The sequence below is a fragment of the Prosthecodimorpha hirschii genome (assembly GCF_001305515.1).
GTDB classification, from domain to species: Bacteria; Pseudomonadota; Alphaproteobacteria; order Rhizobiales; family Ancalomicrobiaceae; genus Prosthecodimorpha; species Prosthecodimorpha hirschii.
Window position 1 is genome coordinate 5343295 of sequence record NZ_LJYW01000001.1, and the last position, 16130, is coordinate 5359424.

Consider the following 16130-nt stretch of genomic DNA (forward strand, 5'->3'; position numbering starts at 1 on the left):
CGGGCCCCGCGCTCTGCGGCAATCCGATCCCGCGAGACGCGTTGTATTCAATTATATCAGCGATTCTGCAGGATTCGGAATGATATCAAGCGAAGGAGCTCAGTTTGAGCATTCAATAGTTCATAAGCTATATGATTGATTTAATTGCGATCAGCCGCTAGAGATCGAACGGGCCAGGGAGGTGCGGGTGTTCGAGGCGAGGGCGGCCATTTTCGGCGAAGCGGGTGAGGCGATCCGGATCGAACCCGTGCGGCTCGAGGCGCCGCGGGCCGACGAGGTCCTGGTCCGGATCGTCGCCACCGGCATCTGCCATACCGACCTGCTGGCCCGTGACGGCCATCTGCCCTATCGGCGCCCGGCGGTGTTCGGCCATGAGGGCAGCGGCATCGTCGAGGCGGTCGGCGCGGCGGTGACCGGTTTCGCGCCGGGCGATCCGGTCGTCGTCACCTATCGCAGCTGCGGCGCCTGCCCGAACTGCCTGGACGCGCGCTCCGCCTATTGCGAGGACAAGCGGCGGCTCAATTTCTCCGGCGGCCGCGCCGACGGGACGAGCCCGGTATTCCGCTGCGACGGCACCGCGCTGGCGGCGGCCTTCTTCGGACAATCCTCCTTCGCCGAGCGGGTCGTGGTCGCCGCGCGCGCCCTCGTCAGGCTGCCGTCCGACGTGCCGGTCGACCTGATGGGGCCGCTCGGCTGCGGCTTCCAGACCGGGGCCGGGGCGGTGTTGAACGTGCTGAAGCCGGCGCCCGGCAGTGCGCTGGCGGTGATCGGGGCCGGTGCCGTCGGGCTTGCCGCCGTGATGGCGGCCAGGGCCGCCGGAGCCTTTCCGATCATCGCCGTCGACCGCGATGCGGCGCGGCTCGATCTCGCGCTCGATCTCGGCGCGAGCCATGCCGTCATGGCCGGGGAGGGGGCGCTCGACCAGATCCGCGCCATCGCCGGGCGCGGCGGCGTCGATGGCGCGGTCGAATGCGTCGGCAATGCCGCGACGGTGCGGCTGGCGCTGGAGGCGTTGCGCATGGGCGGCACCGCGGCGGTGACCGGGGCGGCGGCCGGCACCGGCGACATCGCGATTCCCGCGGCGACGCTGCTCTACGGGCGGACCCTGCGCGGCGTGATCCAGGGCGACAGCAACCCGCCGGTCTTCATCCCGCGTCTGATCGACCTCTGGCGGCAGGGCCGCTTTCCGTTCGACCGGCTGGTCCGCTTCTTCCCCTTCGACGCGATCGAGGCGGCTTTCGCCGCGGCCGCGTCGGGAGAGGTCGTGAAACCCATCCTGCGCATGGCGGTCCCATGAAGCTCTACGACCATCCGGCCTCCGGCAACGGCTACAAGGTGCGCCTGTTCCTGGCGCTCGCCGGCATCGCGGCGGAGCGGGTCACCGTCGACGTGGCGGCGCGGGCGCACAAGACGCCGGACTTCCTGGCGCTCAATCCGCGCGGACAGATCCCGGTCCTGGTCGACGGCGAGACCGTGCTGTTCGACAGCCAGGCCATCCTGGTCTATCTCGCCGCCAGCCATGCGCCCGCCTGGCTGCCGGCGGATCCGCGCGGGCTCGGCGAGGTCACCCAGTGGCTCGCCTTCGCCGCCAAGGAGATCGCCGTCGGCCTGCAGGCGGCGCGGCTGCATTTCCTGATCGGCGCGCCGGCCGACATCGCCGCCGCGCAAGCCGAGGCGCGCCGGGCGCTGGCGATCCTGGAGACCTGGCTGTCGACCCGCGACTGGCTCGTCGGCGACCGCCCCACCGTCGCCGACATCGCCTGCTTTCCCTATGTCGCGCTGGCGCCGGAAGGCCGCGTCGACCTCGATCCCTATCCGGCCGTGCGGCGCTGGATCGGCCGCATCGAGGCCCTGCCGGCCTTCGTGCCGATGCGGTGAAAAAGACGCTTAAATCGAAAAGTCATATTATTGACTTTTACCGGATGGCCGCCTAGCCTGCGCCGGTCGGTCGGCCTTTGGGCCGGTCCGAAATCCGGTCGCGCGAGCGGACGGAACGCCGAACCGGGCCCCCAGAAGCCCGGACCCCAGAGCGGCCCGGGATCCGTGGCGATCGCCGGCGGCTCTGCTCACAGTCTCGACGCAAGTCCCCGCCGGTCGGAGCGGCGCGCTCCGACCGGGACTTGCCTCATGTCGGAGGAAACGGATGCATCCCGTGCTCAAGCTTGTCGCCGCCGCCGTCCCGGCTCTGGCGCTCGGTGTCGCCGCCGCTGCGGCCGAACCGGTCAAGGTCGCCTATCTGACGCCGAAGACCGGCTCGATGGCCTTCATCGGCGCCATGTACGATCCGACCATCGATTTCGTGGTCAAGCCGTTCAATGCCGCGGGCGGCTGGAACGGCAACCCGGTCGAGGTCTCCGTCTATGACGACCAGGGCACGACGCAGGGCGCGGCCGACCGCTTCAAGCAGGCAGTCGCCGACGGTGCGCGCATCTTCATCGGCGCCGGCACCTCGCCGCTCGCCGCGCAGAATCTCGCCGACATCAAGCGCTGGAACCAGCGCAACCCGGACGATCCGGCGATCCTGCTGATCGTCGGCGCCGAGGGCGTGAACTTCACCGGCGCGGATTGCAGCTACTATTCCTTCCGCTTCACCACGACGCCCTATATCCGCCAGAACGCCCTCGCCAAGGTGATGAAGGAGACCGGCGCGCTCGGCCAGAAGGTCTATTCGCTGCAGCCCGACTACACGATGGGCCGCGACATGGAGGCGGCGACCGTCGCCAACGCCAAGACCTACGGCTACGAGGTGGTCGGCACCGCGCGCCACGACGTGTTCAAGATCAAGGATTTCTCGTCCTTCGTCGAAAAGGCGCGCGCGGTCGCTCCGGAGACCATCTTCACCGCCGGCGGCGGCAGCGACCTGCAGCTGATCCTGCAGGCGGCCTCCTCGGCCGGCCTTCCGGCCAAGTTCGCCGGCATGTTCCTCGACGAGCCCGGCAACCTCGCCGCCGCCGGCCCGGCCGCGCTCGGCAACTACACCGCCCAGATCTTCAACGCCCAGGCGGGCGGCGAGAAGGGCGAGGCCTATCGGGCCGCGTTCAATGCCGCGACCGGGCGCGATCCGGTCGCCTTCATGAGCAACAGCCTGATCACCCTGACCATGCTGACCCATGCCATGAAGCAGGTTCCGGCCGCCCCGAAACTGCCGATCAAGGCGCTGATCACCGCCATGGAGACGAGCAAGACGCCCTGGCCGCTCGGCGATCTCTCCATGCGCGCCGACGACCACCAGCTGCAGCTGCCGCTGGTCGTCTCGGTGGTCTCCAAGGACGCCGCGCGCAAGCTCGACGGCACCGACATGGGCTTCAAGCCGGTCAAGCTGCTGAGCGCGGAGGAGACCTCGATGCCGGTCAATCCGGAATGCAAGATGGTACGCAACTGAGCGGACCTGCCTTCCCGGCGGGACCCGGGCCGCGCCGTTCCGGCGCCGGCTCCCGGGGCCTGCCGGGCGAAAACCTGCGATCCTGACGGGTCGTCCCGATCGGGCCTCTGCCCGATGCGCCGGAGCCGGAGTGCATGGATACCATCGTCGTCGCCCTGCTCAACGGGCTGATCTACGGGCTGCTGCTGTTCATGATCAGCTCCGGCCTGACGCTGATCTTCGGAATGATGGGCATCCTCAACTTCGCCCATGCCTCCTTCTACATGCTCGGCGCCTATCTGGCCTTCGCGGCGACCCGCATCTTCGGCTTCTGGGGCGGGATCGTCTTCGGCACGCTCGGCGTCGCCCTGATCGGGCTCCTCTGCGAGCGGACGCTGCTGCGCCATGTCCGGCGTCACGGCCATGTCCAGGAACTGCTCCTGACCTTCGGCCTGTCCTTCGCCTTCGAGGAACTGGTCAAGGTGTTCTTCGGCCCCTACGCCGTCTCCTATCCGGTGCCCGAGAGCCTGCGCTTCGCCGCCTTCTCGATCGGGGCGGTGCAGTATCCCTTCTTCCGGGTGCTGATCGGGGCGACCGCGATCGCCATGTTCGCGGCCATCTTCTGCCTGCTGCGCTTCACCCGGATCGGCCTGGTGGTGCGCGCCGCGGTGCTCAATCCCGACATGGTGCGCGCGCTCGGCTACAATGTCTCGGCGATCTTCTCCGGCATGTTCGCGGTCGGCGCGGGCCTCGCCGGGCTCGCCGGCGCGATGGGCGGGGCCTATTACACGACCAACCCCAACATGGCGACCGAACTCGGCGTCATCGTCTTCGTGGTCGTGGTGGTCGGCGGGCTCGGCTCGCTCTCCGGCGCGCTGATCGCCTCGCTGGTGATCGGCGTGCTGGTCAATGCGGTCGTCTATGTCGACACCACCTTCGGCGACCTCCTCGCCAAGGTCGGCATCGTATCGGCGGAGACCGCCCGCACGCTCCTCAACGTGCCGATCGCCAACACGGCCGGCGTCCTCCCCTTCCTGCTCATGCTCCTGGTCCTGATGATCCGGCCCCAGGGCATCGCCGGCGACGAGCGGGTCTGACCCCATGTCCAGGATCGTCCTCGTCCTTCTCGGCCTCGTCGCCGCCGCGGCGCTCGTCGCGCTGCCGGCCTTCGGCGGGCTCGCCACGCTCAATCTCGCCAACAAGATCATGATCGCGGCGGTGTTCGCGCTCGGCTTCAACCTGCTCTGGGGCCAGGCCGGGCTGCCGTCCTTCGGGCACGCCGCCTATTACGGCGTCGGCACCTTCGCGACCATCTACATGATGGATGCGATCGACCGCGGCGGAGCCTTCCCGACGCCGCTGCTGCCGCTGGTCGGCGCCGGTGCCGGCTTCCTGTTCGGGCTGGTGGCGGGCTGGTTCGCGACCGTCCGGTCGGGCGTCTATTTCGCCATGATCACGGTGGCGATCGCCGAACTGGTCAGCGCGCTGGCCCAGAAATGGGAGGGGCTGTTCGGCGGCGAGGCCGGCATTCGCTCGATCCGCACCAATTGGGGCCCGCTCGATTTCCAGTCGACCGGCTCGGTCTACTATCTGACGCTCGTTTGGACGCTGATCGTGCTCCTGGCCCTCTACGGCCTGCAGCGCAGCCCCTTCGGGCTGGTCGTGCGCGGCATCCGCGAGCGCGAATTGCGCATCCGCTTCCTCGGCTACGACGCGCACCGGGTCAAGACGGTGGTCTTCGCGCTGTCGGCGGCGGTGTCCGGCCTCGCCGGCGGCCTGCTGGCGATCTCGGACGAATCCGCCAGCATGGTGCTGTTCGGCGGTGCCGGATCGGCCTTCGTGGTGCTCAACACCGTGATCGGCGGGGCGGGCGTGTTCCTCGGGCCGGTGATCGGCGCGGCGCTGACCACCAGCTTCGCCTATTTCGGCTCCAGCCTGTCGCATTTCTGGCCCTTCTATCTGGGCGTCGTCTTCGTGGTCACGGTGCTGTTCGCCCCCGAGGGCATCGGCGGGGCGATCCTCGCCCGCTGGCGCCGCGTGCGCGATGGCGCCGGGCCGCTCATCGGCCTCGGCGATCTCGCCGGACTTGCCGGCGCCGTGCTGGCGATGGCCGGGTTGGTGCTTCTGATCGAACTGACCGGCACCATCTGCTCGGAGGCCTACCGCGCCGAGATCGCGTCGCTGAAGGGCGTCTGGCCGCCGGTCCGCATCTTCGCGATCTCGTTTGCGCCGCTGACGCCGTGGCCCTGGCTGGTCGGCCTCGTCGCGCTGATCGGCGGCAGCCGTCTTGCCCTCGGCGCCGGCCGGCCGATCCTGCCGCGGCTCTTCGCCGGGCGCCCCGGCCCCCGCGCCGACCAGACCCGCCCGGGAGAAAGCGCATGAACGCCAACACCCTGAAGCTCGAGGGCGTCGCCAAGACCTTCGGCGTGGTGCGCGTCCTGGAGGCGATCGACCTCGACATCCGCCAGGGCGAACGCCACGCCCTGATCGGCCCGAACGGCGCCGGCAAGTCGACGCTGTTCAACCTGATCTCGGGCGCCTTCGCGCCGACCTCCGGCCTGATCGCCCTCAACGGCACGTCGATCGGCGGCCTGGTGCCGCATGCGCTCAACCGGGCCGGGCTCGGCCGGTCGTTCCAGATCACCCATGTGTTCGACCGGCTGACCGTGCGCGAGAACATCCTGCTCGCCGTGATGGGCCGGTTCGGCAAGCGCTGGAGCCTGATGCGCATCGGCCCGGTCTGGGCGCAGATCGCCGAGGAGACCGACCGGCTGATCGCGGGCGCCAATCTCGCCGCGCAGGCCGGGAAGCGCGCCGCCGATCTCGCCTATTCGGAGCAGCGCGCGGTCGAGATCTGCATGACGGTCGGCACCGGCGCCTCGGTGATCCTGCTCGACGAGCCGACCGCCGGCATGTCGCGCGAGGAGACCCGGCACATCATCGAATTCATCCGCCGCATGACCGAGGGCCGCACGCTGGTGATGGTCGAGCACGACATGGACGTCGTCTTCACGCTCGCCGACCGTGTCTCCGTGCTGGTCAACGGCCGCATCCTGGTGACCGGCACGCCGGCCGAGATCCGGTCCGATCCGCGGGTGCGCGAAGCCTATCTGGGCGATGGGGAGCACTGATGCTGGACGTCGCCAACCTGCACGCCGCCTACGGCCATGTGAAGGTGCTGAACGGGGTCACCTTCCAGGTCCCGGACGCGACCATCGCCACCATCCTCGGCCGCAACGGCTCCGGCCGCTCGTCGACCTGCAAGGCCGTGATGGGGCTGCTGCCGCCGAGCCGCGGCGCGGTCCGGATCGGCACGCGCGATCTCGCCGGCCTGCCGGCCCACGAGGTCGCCCGCGCCGGGGTCGCCTATGTGCCGGAGGATCGCCAGATCTTCCGCAACCTCTCGGTCGAGGAGAACATGATCCTCGGCATGAAGGCGGGACGGTCCGGGCGGCCGGCCTGGACGATCGACGAGCTCTACGACGTGTTCCCGCGCCTGCGCGAGCGGCGCAACGTCAAGGCCGGGTTCCTGTCGGGCGGCGAGCAGCAGATGCTGACCCTGTTCCGCTCGGTGCTCGGCAATCCGGACGTGATCCTGATCGACGAGCCGACCGAGGGCCTCGCCCCGAAGGTGGTCGAGGCGCTGGCCGAGACCATCCTGGAGATGAAGCGGCGCGGCCTCGCCATCCTGCTCCTGGAGCAGAAGCTCGCCATGGTCATGCGCCTGACCGACCGGGTCTTCGTGATGGGGCGCGGCGAAATCGTCTTTTCCGGCTCGGTCGAGGCCTTCCAGGCCGACGACGAGATCCGGCGCGCCTGGCTGGAGGTCAGCTGATGGCGTGCCGGCCGCCGGTCCTCCGGTCAGGGATGAAGGCCGCGCCACCAGGCGGCGATCGCGGCGGCGGCCTCGTCCGGCTTCTCGGCCGGCATGGCGTGGCTCGCCCCTTCGACGGCCGCGGCCGTGACGCGCGGGCCGAATTCGTCGACGAGTTCGCGTTCGGACCCGGCCGGGCGGAACGGATCGGCGCCGCCCATCAGGTCGAGGATCGGCGCCACGCCGGTCGACCACCAGTCCTCCTGGGCGGTCGCCGCGCGGGCGGCGCGCTGGCTGGCGACGACGGCGGGATGCCAGCCGTCGAGCCATTCGGTGGCGTCGTTGCCCTCGGCGAAGAAGCCGAGGCGCAGCGCGGCGAGCCGGTCTTGCGGTGCCGTGGCGGGATCGTTGATGGCCGTGATCGCGGCGGAGAGATGGGCCGGCCAGGCGCGCGCGCCGGAGGCGAGCAGCACGACGCCGTCGATGAGATCCGGCCGGTCGCTGGCGAGCGTGCGCGCGATCCAGGTGCCGTAGGCGTGGCCGGCGACGATCGCCGGCAGGCCGGTGCCGGCGGCGCGTTCGGCCTCGATCACGGCGGCGAAGTCGGCGGCGAAATCATGGAAGGTGACGCCGGTCATCGGCCCGACGGAGGGTGCGATGCCGCGCGGCTCGGGGCGGGCGACGCGGAAGCCGTGGCGGTTCAGCGCCTCGGCGAGCGGCCGGAGTTCGGCCGCGCAGCGTCCCGTCGAGGCGATCAGGATCACCAGCGGGCCGTCGCCCGCAACCCGGTAGCCGATGCGGATGCCGCCGGGGCGGTCGATCAGGCGAAGGGCGGCGGCATCGGTCTCGGCTGGGGACACGGGTCGGGTTCCTGCGGGTGGCGGTTGACGGGCGAGGCCTGGCGGCGTTGCGGCGGCGGGGCCATGGCGAGCGGCCGGACCGTGCCGGGCGGCCGGACCGGCCGGCTCGGGCTTGCCCGGACCGGGCGGCGATTGACAAGCCCCGGATCGAGAAAATACATAAAGCTAGCTTTATCATTTAACAAGCCGCTCCGGGTTTCGATCCGGGCGTCCCGTGCGCGGGACGGGGCGGCCGGCACACCGGTTCCGGGATCGGCTCGGCACGGACGCGACACGGACGGGCCTCGGGTCCGCGCCGGGCGCGAGGCCGTCGCCGCGATCGGCGGGAATCGGGCGGGAGGAACGGCATGACGCTGAAGTTCGAGAAGCAGAACGCAATCGCGACCGTGACCATCGACCGGCCGCCGGTCAATGCACTGACGCTCGCGCTCTATGGCGAGATCGCCGAGACCTTCGAGGCCGCGAAGGCCTGGGACGACGTGAACGCGATCGTCTTCACCGGGGCGGGCGAGAAGGCCTTCTGCGCCGGCCTCGACCTGAACGAGTTCCTGGCCGCCACCATCCAGGACGACCCGAAGCGCGCCGCCATCGTGCGCCGGTCCTTCGCGGCGGTGCGCCATGCCCCCGTGCCGGTGATCGCCGCCGTCAACGGCCCGGCCTTCGGCGCCGGCTGCGTCTATGCCTCGGTGGCGGATATCCGCATCGCGGCCGAGCATGCCCGCTTCGGCATGCCGGAGATCAATGTCGGGCGCTGCGGCGGCGCCGCCCATATGACCCGCCACCTGCCGCAGGGCCTCCTGCGCCGGATGTATTTCACCGGCCAGCCGATCGATGCGCGCGAGGCGTGGCGGGTCGGCTTCGTGCAGGAGGTCGTGCCCTATGCCGACCTGGCCGCGACCGCGCAGGCCATGGCCGCCGTCATCGCCGCCAAGGCGCCGATCGGCCTGCGCATGGCCAAGGAGGCGCTGAACCGCGTCGAGTTCATGCAGACCGAGGACGGCTACGAGCTGGAGCAGTCTTTCTCGACCCGCCTGATGACCACCGAGGACGCCCGCGAGGCGACCCGGGCGGTCGTCGAGAAGCGCCCGCCCGTCTTCGTCGGCCGCTGACCATGAAAGCCATGGGCCTCCACCTGGAGATCGAGCGGGCCGGCGACGGCGCGCCCTGGATCGTGTTCGGCAATTCGCTGCTGACCGATCTGTCGCTCTGGGACGAGGTCATCCGCCCGCTCGGCCGCCGCTTCAACCTGCTGCGCTACGACCAGCGCGGTCACGGCCGCTCGGCGGTGCCGCCGCACCCGCTCGCCATGGCCGAACTCGGCGCGGATCTCATCGAGGTGCTCGATGCGGCCGGCGTCGGGCGCTGCCTCTATGTCGGCCTCTCGATGGGGGTGCCGACCGGGCTGGCCGCGCTGGCGCGGGCGCCCGGCCGGTTCGGCGGCCTGATCCTGGTCGACGGGCAGGCGAAGAGCGCGGCGACCGGCGCGGCCTTCTGGCAGGAACGGATCGCGCTGGCCCGGGCGGACGGCATGGCCGCGCTCGCCGAGGCGACGGTGCGGCGCTGGCTCAGGCCCGAACGGCTCGGCACGCCGATGGCCGAACGGCTCGGCGCGATGGTGGCGGCGACCCCGCTCGAGGGCTTCGTCGCGGCCGCCTCGGCGCTGAAGAGCTACGACGAGAGCGCGGTCCTCGGCCGCATCGCCGTGCCGACGCTGCTGGTCGCCGGCGCCGAGGACGGCGCCATGCCGGACACCATGCGGACCATGGCGGCCGCGATCCCGAAAGCCCGTTTCGCCGCGATCGCCGATGCCGGCCATGTCCCGGTCTTCGAGCGGCCGGACGCCTTCCTGGCCACGATCGCGGAGGCGCTCGACGCCTGGGAGCGCGACGGTGCAGCCGACCCGATGACGGGCGGGGAGGGCCGGCGATGAGGCTGCTCTGGTCGCCGCGCTCGCCCTTCGTGCGCAAGGTGATGATCCTGGTCTACGAACTCGGCCTTCAGGACCGGATCGACTGCGTGCGCGCGGTCGCGGTGCCGCGCGGCGCGCCCAACCCGGTCATCACGGCGGAGAACCCGCTCGGCAAGATCCCCGTTCTGCTGCGCGACGGGCTGCCGCCGCTCTACGATTCGCGCGTCATCGCCGAGGCGCTGATCGCGCTGGTGCCCGATGGTGACGGCGACGGCGAACGCCTGCTGCCGGCATCCGGCGAGGCCCGCCTGACGCAGTTGCGCTGGCAGGCGCTCGGCGACGGCCTGACCGACAATCTGCTGCTCTGGCGCATCGAGCGCACGGGCGCCTCGGGCGGCGATCCCGGCACCATGGCGAGCTACCGCGCCAAGGTGATCGCCACGCTTGCGGCGCTCGAACGGGAGGCGGATGCGCTCGCCGAGGCGCCCTTCGGGCTCGGGGCGATCGCCATCCTGTGCGCGCTCGGCCAACTCGATTTCCGCTACCGCACCAGCGGCTGGCGGTCCGCCCATCCGCGGCTCGCGGCCTGGGCGGCACGACAGGCAACGCGGCCCTCGCTCGTGGCGACGGCCGTTCAGGACGATATCGGGTCCGACGAAGGACCCGTCATGGACCTCGTGTTTGGGGGAGGCTGAGGCTTGGCCGGACCGCTCTCGCATATCCGCGTGCTGGATCTCAGCCGCATCATGGCCGGCCCCTGGTCGGGCCAGATTCTCGCCGATCTCGGCGCCGACGTGATCAAGGTCGAGCGGCTCGGGGAGGGCGACGACACGCGTCGCTGGGGGCCGCCCTATCTGGCCGCCGCCGACGGCAGCCGCACGCAGGAATCCGGCTACTATCTCTCGGTCAATCGCGGCAAGCGCTCGGTCGAGGTCGACATCGCGACGCCGGAGGGCCGCGAGGTCGTGGTCGCGCTCGCCCGCACGGCCGACATCGTGCTGGAGAATTTCAAGGTCGGCACGCTCGCCCGCTACGGGCTCGGCTTCGACGACCTGAAGGCGGTCAATCCGCGCCTGATCTACTGCTCGATCACCGGCTTCGGCACGACCGGACCGCGCAAGAGCGAGGTCGCCTACGACTTCATGATCCAGGCCATGGGCGGGCTGATGAGCGTCACCGGCGAGCGGGACGATCTTCCCGGCGGCGGGCCGCAGAAGGTCGGCGTGCCGATCGTCGACATCATGACCGGCATGTATGCGACCGTCGCGGTGCTGGCCGCCCTGGCGCGGCGGGCGGAGACCGGGGAGGGCGACTTCGTCGACATCGCCATGCTGGATGTCTCGGTCGCCATGCTCGCCAACCAGGCGATGAACTATCTGGTCTCCGGCACGGCGCCGATCCGGCGCGGCAACCGGCACCCGAACATCCAGCCGCAGGACGTGTTCGCGGTCGCCGACGGCCACCTGGTGCTGGCGGTCGGCAACGACGAGCAGTTCCGCCGCTTCGCCGAGGTGCTCGGCTGTCCCGAATGGTCGGGCGACGCGCGCTTCGCCACCAATGCGGCCCGCGTCACCCATCTCGACATCCTGCATCCGCTGATTTGCGAACGCTTTCTGACCCAGCCGCTCGCCCACTGGCTCGCAGCCCTCGGCGCCGCCCAGGTGCCGTGCGGGCCGATCAACACCGTGCCGATGGTGTTCGAGGAGGCCCAGATCAAGCATCGCGAGATGCTGCGCGAGCTGCCGCACCCGCTCGCCGGCACCGTCAAGCAGGTGGTCAGCCCGATGCGCTTCGCCAACGCGCCGCTCGCCTTCGACCGCGCGCCGCCGCTCCTCGGCGAGCACACGGCCGAGATCCTGGCCGAACTCGGCCTCGCCGGCGAGGTCGCCCGATGACCGCGACGCCATCGGCCGGCCGCATGCCCATCGCGGCGACCCGCACCGGCGCGCGCATCTCGCTGCCCGATGCCGACGGCATGAGCGCCGAGCAGAAGCGCGTGCGCGATGCGATCATCAACGGCCGGCGCGGCGAGCTGGTCGGGCCGCTGCGCGCCGCCCTGCACAATCCGGAACTGGCCGAACGCTGGAGCCAGCTGGGCGAGACGCTGCGCTACCGCACGAGGCTGCCGACCCGGCTCAGCGAACTCGCCGTGCTGATGACCGCACGGGTCTGGAACAGCGAGCTCGAATGGGGCGTGCATCGCCGGGCGGCCGAGGCGGCCGGGCTGGAGGTCGCGACGATCGAGGCGATCCGCGACGGCGCGGCGCCGGCGCTCGCCGACCCGGCCGATCGCGAGGTCTACGATTTCGTCCGCGACATGCTGACCGGCGGCGATGTCGGCGAGGCGGCCTATCAGGCGGTGCTGGCGCGCTGGGGCGAGGGCGGCGTGGTCGAACTGACCGCGCTGGTCGGCTACTATTGCATGGTCGCGCTGACGCTGAACGTGCACCGGATTCCGCTGCCGGTGGGCCTCGGCGTCGAACTGGTCGCCGGCCGGGTCGAGGCGCCCGGGCAGCTGACGCCGCTGCCGGCGCTCCCGGTAGCGCCGGCCGGCTGAGGGGGCGATCCGGCACGGGATCGCGGCCGACACTCCCGGTGGCGCCGGCCGGCTGGGAGGCGATCCGGCACGGGATGGCGGCGCGCGGCATTCACCCATAATCTATATGATCGACATAAGCCCGGTCGGGCGGGTCGGCGGGAGGAGGCCAGAGGTGGCGGGCGGCAGGCAGACGACGGCAGAAGCGCTGAAGAAGAGCGCGGTCTCCCGCTATATCCAGCTCGCGACCCTGTTCCGGCGGCGCATCGAGACCGGCGAATGGGCCGTCGGCATGCAGGTGCCGACCGTCGAATCGCTCGCCCGCGACTGCGGCGTCGCGACCATGACCATCCGGCAGGCCTTCGACATCCTGGAGAGCGAGGGGCTGATCGAGCGCTTCCGCGCCAAGGGCACCTTCGTGCGCGAGCGCCCGTCGCAGGACCTCTGGTGCCAGGTCGAAACCGACTGGAAGGGCATGCTGATCGCCCGCGACAAGGCGAAGATCGAGATCCTGCACGACGAGCGCGGCGTGCAGCTGCCGACCGCCGGCCGGCGCATCGGCCGCCCCGCCGCGGCCTACCGGCACCTGCGCCGCCGGCACACCCGCGACGGCGAGGCCTTCCTGATCGCCGATGTCTATGTCGCCGAACGCATCTGCCCACTGATCCCCGAGGAGGCCTATTCGGCCAAGACCGCCCTGCGGCTGGTCGCCGACGTGCCCGGCCTCGTCATCACCGACGCCACCCAGACGCTGACCATCGGCAGCGCCGACCTGATCACCGCCGACCTGCTCGACATCCCGCTCAGCCACCCGGTCGCCAAGATCGAGCGCTGCGCGGTCGATGCCGAGGGCGAACTGGTGCTCTTGGCCGACGGCATCTATCGCGGCGACAAGGTCCGGATCGACTTCAAGCTGCGCTGAGCCGGTCTGCAAAAAGGTAAAAGCTATAAAATTGACTTTTTGCCGAGGCCGTGACATCAGACCTCGGACGGCCCGCCTTCGGGCGGGCTCGTGGGAGGCCCGCCTTCGGGCGGGCTCGTGGGAGGCCCGCCTTCGGGCTGGCCCAAGGGAGGCTCGCCTTCGGTCGGGTCCGAGGGAGGCTCGCCTTCGGGCGATTGTCGGGAAAGGCCCGCCGGCGGATCGGCCGGACGAGGGCAGGCGGTCGGACCGCACCGGGAGGAATGTCGGCGTGAAGTATGTGCAGCTCGGCCGGACCGGGACCCGCGTCTCCACTCTGTGCTTCGGCACCATGTCGTTCGGCTCTTATGCGACGCCCGAGACGGCGCATGCCCTCTACGGCGCCTGCCGCGAAGCCGGCATCAACTTTTTCGACTGCGCCAATTCCTATGCGGGCGGCGGCCGGGCCGAGAGCCTGCTCGGCGCCTGCATGAAGGCCGACCGGGACGACATCGTCATCACCTCCAAGGTCTGCCGGCCGATGTCCAAGGACACCAACGGCTCGGGCCTGTCGCGCCGGCACATCATGGCCGAGGTCGAGGCGAGCCTGCGCCGGCTCGACACCGACCGGATCGATGTCTATTTCGCCCATCACTACGACCCCTTCACGCGGGTCGAGGAGACGCTCAAGGCCTTCGAGGACCTGCGGCGCCAGGGCAAGATCCTCTATGCCGGCGTGTCGAACTGGTCGGCCTGGCGCATCGCCGACGCGCTCGGCGTCTCGGCGGCGCAAGGGCTGGTCGCCTTCGACGTGGTCCAGCCGATGTACAACCTGGTCAAGCGCCAGGCCGAATACGAGCTGTTCCCGCTGGCCGAGGCCAAGGGCCTCGCGGTGATGATCTTCTCGCCGCTGGCGAGCGGTCTCCTGACCCGCGCCAATGCCGATCCCGACGGCGCGCGGCGCGGACGGCTGGCCGAACCGCGCTACCTGAAGCGCTACGAGGACCGGCGCAACTTCGAGATCGCGGCCGAATTCTGCCGGATCGCCGACGAGATCGGCGTCGATCCGGCCATGCTGGCGGTCGCCTGGGCGGCCTCCCATCCGGCCGTCACCGCGCCGATCATCGGGGCCGAGACGGTCGCCGAGATGCGCAACTATCTCGACGCGGCCGATTTCGCGATGACGCCCGACTTGCGCGCACGCATCGCCGCGCTGGCGCCGCGACCCGACTACGAAGTCGAACGCACCATCGATTGACCGGACGACGGCCGGACCCCGGCCGCAAAGGACCGAGCATGACCACAGACTCCCCCCTCCGGATCGACCATTGGATCGGCAACGCGCCGGTCGCCTCCGCGGCGCGCGACGAGGTGCGCGATCCCGGCCGCCTCGCCGACATGGTCGGCCTGGTCGCCCGGGGCGGGGCGTATGAGGTCGATCTCGCCGTCCGGACCGCGGCCGAGGCCTTCAGGACCTGGCGCGAGACTCCGGTCGAGACCCGCGCCGCGCTGCTCCGCCAGGCCGCGGATCTGCTGGAGGCCGAGGCGCCCGCGGTGGTCGGCATCATGGCGCGCGAGAGCGGCATGCTGGTCGCCACCAACACCGCCGAGATCGGCATGGCGGCCAATATCGTGCGCGACAATGCCGAGGCCGGTGCCGCCTTCCTGGCGCCCGAGGCCTACGAGGATGCGGAGAGCTGGGTCGGCGTCGAGAAGCGTCCGATCGGCGTGATCGCCGCCATCGTGCCCTGGAATGCGCCGATCATCCTGGCCATGCGCAAGGTCTCGCCGGCGCTGATCTGCGGCAACACGGTCGTGGTCAAGCCGGCCCCGACCGCGCCGATCGGCCTCTCGCTCCTCCTGGAGAAGATGGCCGCGCTGTTCCCGCCGGGCGTGATCAACGTCGTCCATGGCGGCGCCGAGGTCGGCCGGGCGCTCGCCACCCATCCGCTCGTCGGCAAGGTCTCGTTCACGGGCGGCGGCACGGTCGCGCGCGCGATCATGAAGGATGCGGCCGAGGGGCTGAAGGGCGTGCAGTTCGAGCTCGGCGGCAACGATCCGGCGATCATCCTGGAGGATGCCGATCTCGATCTCGCCATCCCGCGCATCGTCGGCGGCGCCTTCCGCCGCTCCGGCCAGTTCTGCTTCGCGGTCAAGCGGGTCTATGCCCCGTCTTCGCTCTATGACGAGGTCGTCGCGCGCATCCGCGCCGAGGTCGACAAGTTCCGCGTCGGCCATCCGCTGGAACCGGGCGTCACCTTCGGGCCGATCAACAATGCCGGCCAGTACCGCGCCCTGCAGGGGCTCCTGGCGCGCACCCGGGCGAGCGGGGCGACGGTCGAGGAGCTGGGCAGCTGGGTCTCCGAGAAGTCCGAGGCCGACGGCTACTACATGCGCCCGGTGCTGGTCTCGGATATCGATCCGGAAGCCGAACTGGTCCAGGTCGAGCAGTTCGGGCCGCTCCTGCCGGTCGTGCGCTATGACGATCTCGATGCCGTCATCGACAGCATCAATGCCGGCGAACTCGGCCTCGGCTCGTCGATCTGGACGCGCGACACCGACCGCGCCGTCGCGGTCGCGCGCGAGCTCGAAACCGGCATGACCTTCGTCAACAATGCCGGCACGTCGCGGCTCGGCCAGAAGAACATCCCCTTCGGCGGGGTCAAGCAGAGCGGCATCGGGCGGGAAAGCTCGCCGATCGGCCTGCGCGAATATATCGACTACCACGCCATCAACTATCACCGCTGAGGAC

General features: G+C 70.6%; 16 protein-coding genes. 15 read left to right on the forward strand and 1 reads right to left on the reverse strand.

From position 1 onward, the window contains the following. The first annotated feature begins 187 nt into the window (after nt 1-187). From ABB55_RS23445 to ABB55_RS23475, 7 genes are all read left to right on the forward strand, one after another. The gene (locus tag ABB55_RS23445; RefSeq protein ID WP_054360979.1) at nt 188-1297 is read left to right on the forward strand and encodes an NAD(P)-dependent alcohol dehydrogenase; all 1110 of its coding nucleotides are present in this window, start codon (nt 188-190) and stop codon (nt 1295-1297) included. Further along, on the forward strand, nt 1294-1878 hold the full coding sequence (locus tag ABB55_RS23450; RefSeq protein WP_054360980.1) for a glutathione S-transferase family protein: 585 nt from the start codon (nt 1294-1296) through the stop codon (nt 1876-1878). Before ABB55_RS23445 ends, ABB55_RS23450 begins: the two co-directional genes overlap by 4 nt. Nucleotides 1879-2152: 274 nt before the next feature. Beyond that, a complete protein-coding gene (locus ABB55_RS23455) occupies nt 2153-3382 on the forward strand; it encodes an ABC transporter substrate-binding protein (RefSeq protein ID WP_160321300.1) in 1230 nt (409 codons plus the stop codon). A 134-nt stretch (nt 3383-3516) separates the two neighbouring features. After that, a complete protein-coding gene (locus tag ABB55_RS23460; RefSeq protein WP_054360982.1) occupies nt 3517-4458 on the forward strand; it encodes a branched-chain amino acid ABC transporter permease in 942 nt (313 codons plus the stop codon). A gap of 4 nt (nt 4459-4462) precedes the next feature. Continuing rightward, nucleotides 4463-5743, forward strand: coding sequence for a branched-chain amino acid ABC transporter permease (locus ABB55_RS23465; protein WP_054360983.1), 1281 nt, complete (start codon nt 4463-4465; stop codon nt 5741-5743). Continuing rightward, nucleotides 5740-6492: an ABC transporter ATP-binding protein gene (locus ABB55_RS23470; RefSeq protein WP_054360984.1), complete on the forward strand. Its 753-nt coding sequence runs from the start codon at nt 5740-5742 to the stop codon at nt 6490-6492. The genes ABB55_RS23465 and ABB55_RS23470 overlap by 4 nt, the downstream gene beginning before the upstream one ends. After that, nucleotides 6492-7196 carry an ABC transporter ATP-binding protein gene (locus tag ABB55_RS23475; RefSeq protein WP_054360985.1) on the forward strand — a complete coding sequence of 235 codons (705 nt, stop codon included), beginning with the start codon at nt 6492-6494 and terminating at the stop codon, nt 7194-7196. Before ABB55_RS23470 ends, ABB55_RS23475 begins: the two co-directional genes overlap by 1 nt. A gap of 26 nt (nt 7197-7222) precedes the next feature. Here ABB55_RS23475 and ABB55_RS23480 read toward each other — a convergent pair whose 3' ends face one another. After that, nucleotides 7223-8035 (reverse strand): alpha/beta fold hydrolase, encoded by an 813-nt coding sequence (locus ABB55_RS23480; protein WP_054360986.1) that lies wholly within the window; start codon nt 8033-8035, stop codon nt 7223-7225. 347 nt (nt 8036-8382) lie between these two features. On the opposite strand from ABB55_RS23480, the gene ABB55_RS23485 reads away from it, so the two are divergent. From ABB55_RS23485 to ABB55_RS23520, 8 genes are all read left to right on the forward strand, one after another. Then, a complete protein-coding gene (locus tag ABB55_RS23485) occupies nt 8383-9144 on the forward strand; it encodes an enoyl-CoA hydratase-related protein (protein ID WP_054360987.1) in 762 nt (253 codons plus the stop codon). 11 nt (nt 9145-9155) lie between these two features. Continuing rightward, nucleotides 9156-9965 carry an alpha/beta fold hydrolase gene (locus ABB55_RS23490; protein WP_160321301.1) on the forward strand — a complete coding sequence of 270 codons (810 nt, stop codon included), beginning with the start codon at nt 9156-9158 and terminating at the stop codon, nt 9963-9965. Next, entirely contained in the window at nt 9962-10639 is a 678-nt protein-coding gene (locus ABB55_RS23495; RefSeq protein WP_054360988.1) for a glutathione S-transferase family protein, read from the forward strand. The genes ABB55_RS23490 and ABB55_RS23495 overlap by 4 nt, the downstream gene beginning before the upstream one ends. 3 nt (nt 10640-10642) lie before the next feature. Then, nucleotides 10643-11839, forward strand: coding sequence for a CaiB/BaiF CoA transferase family protein (locus ABB55_RS23500; RefSeq protein WP_054360989.1), 1197 nt, complete (start codon nt 10643-10645; stop codon nt 11837-11839). Next, the gene (locus ABB55_RS23505) at nt 11836-12501 is read left to right on the forward strand and encodes a carboxymuconolactone decarboxylase family protein (protein WP_244472106.1); all 666 of its coding nucleotides are present in this window, start codon (nt 11836-11838) and stop codon (nt 12499-12501) included. Before ABB55_RS23500 ends, ABB55_RS23505 begins: the two co-directional genes overlap by 4 nt. A 154-nt stretch (nt 12502-12655) precedes the next feature. Beyond that, nucleotides 12656-13402 carry a GntR family transcriptional regulator gene (locus ABB55_RS23510; RefSeq protein ID WP_244472107.1) on the forward strand — a complete coding sequence of 249 codons (747 nt, stop codon included), beginning with the start codon at nt 12656-12658 and terminating at the stop codon, nt 13400-13402. Between the two features lie 268 nt (nt 13403-13670). After that, the gene (locus ABB55_RS23515) at nt 13671-14636 is read left to right on the forward strand and encodes an aldo/keto reductase (RefSeq protein WP_054360990.1); all 966 of its coding nucleotides are present in this window, start codon (nt 13671-13673) and stop codon (nt 14634-14636) included. A gap of 38 nt (nt 14637-14674) precedes the next feature. Then, nucleotides 14675-16126, forward strand: a complete 1452-nt coding sequence (locus tag ABB55_RS23520; RefSeq protein WP_054360991.1) for an aldehyde dehydrogenase family protein — start codon at nt 14675-14677, stop codon at nt 16124-16126. Nucleotides 16127-16130 lie beyond the last annotated feature (4 nt).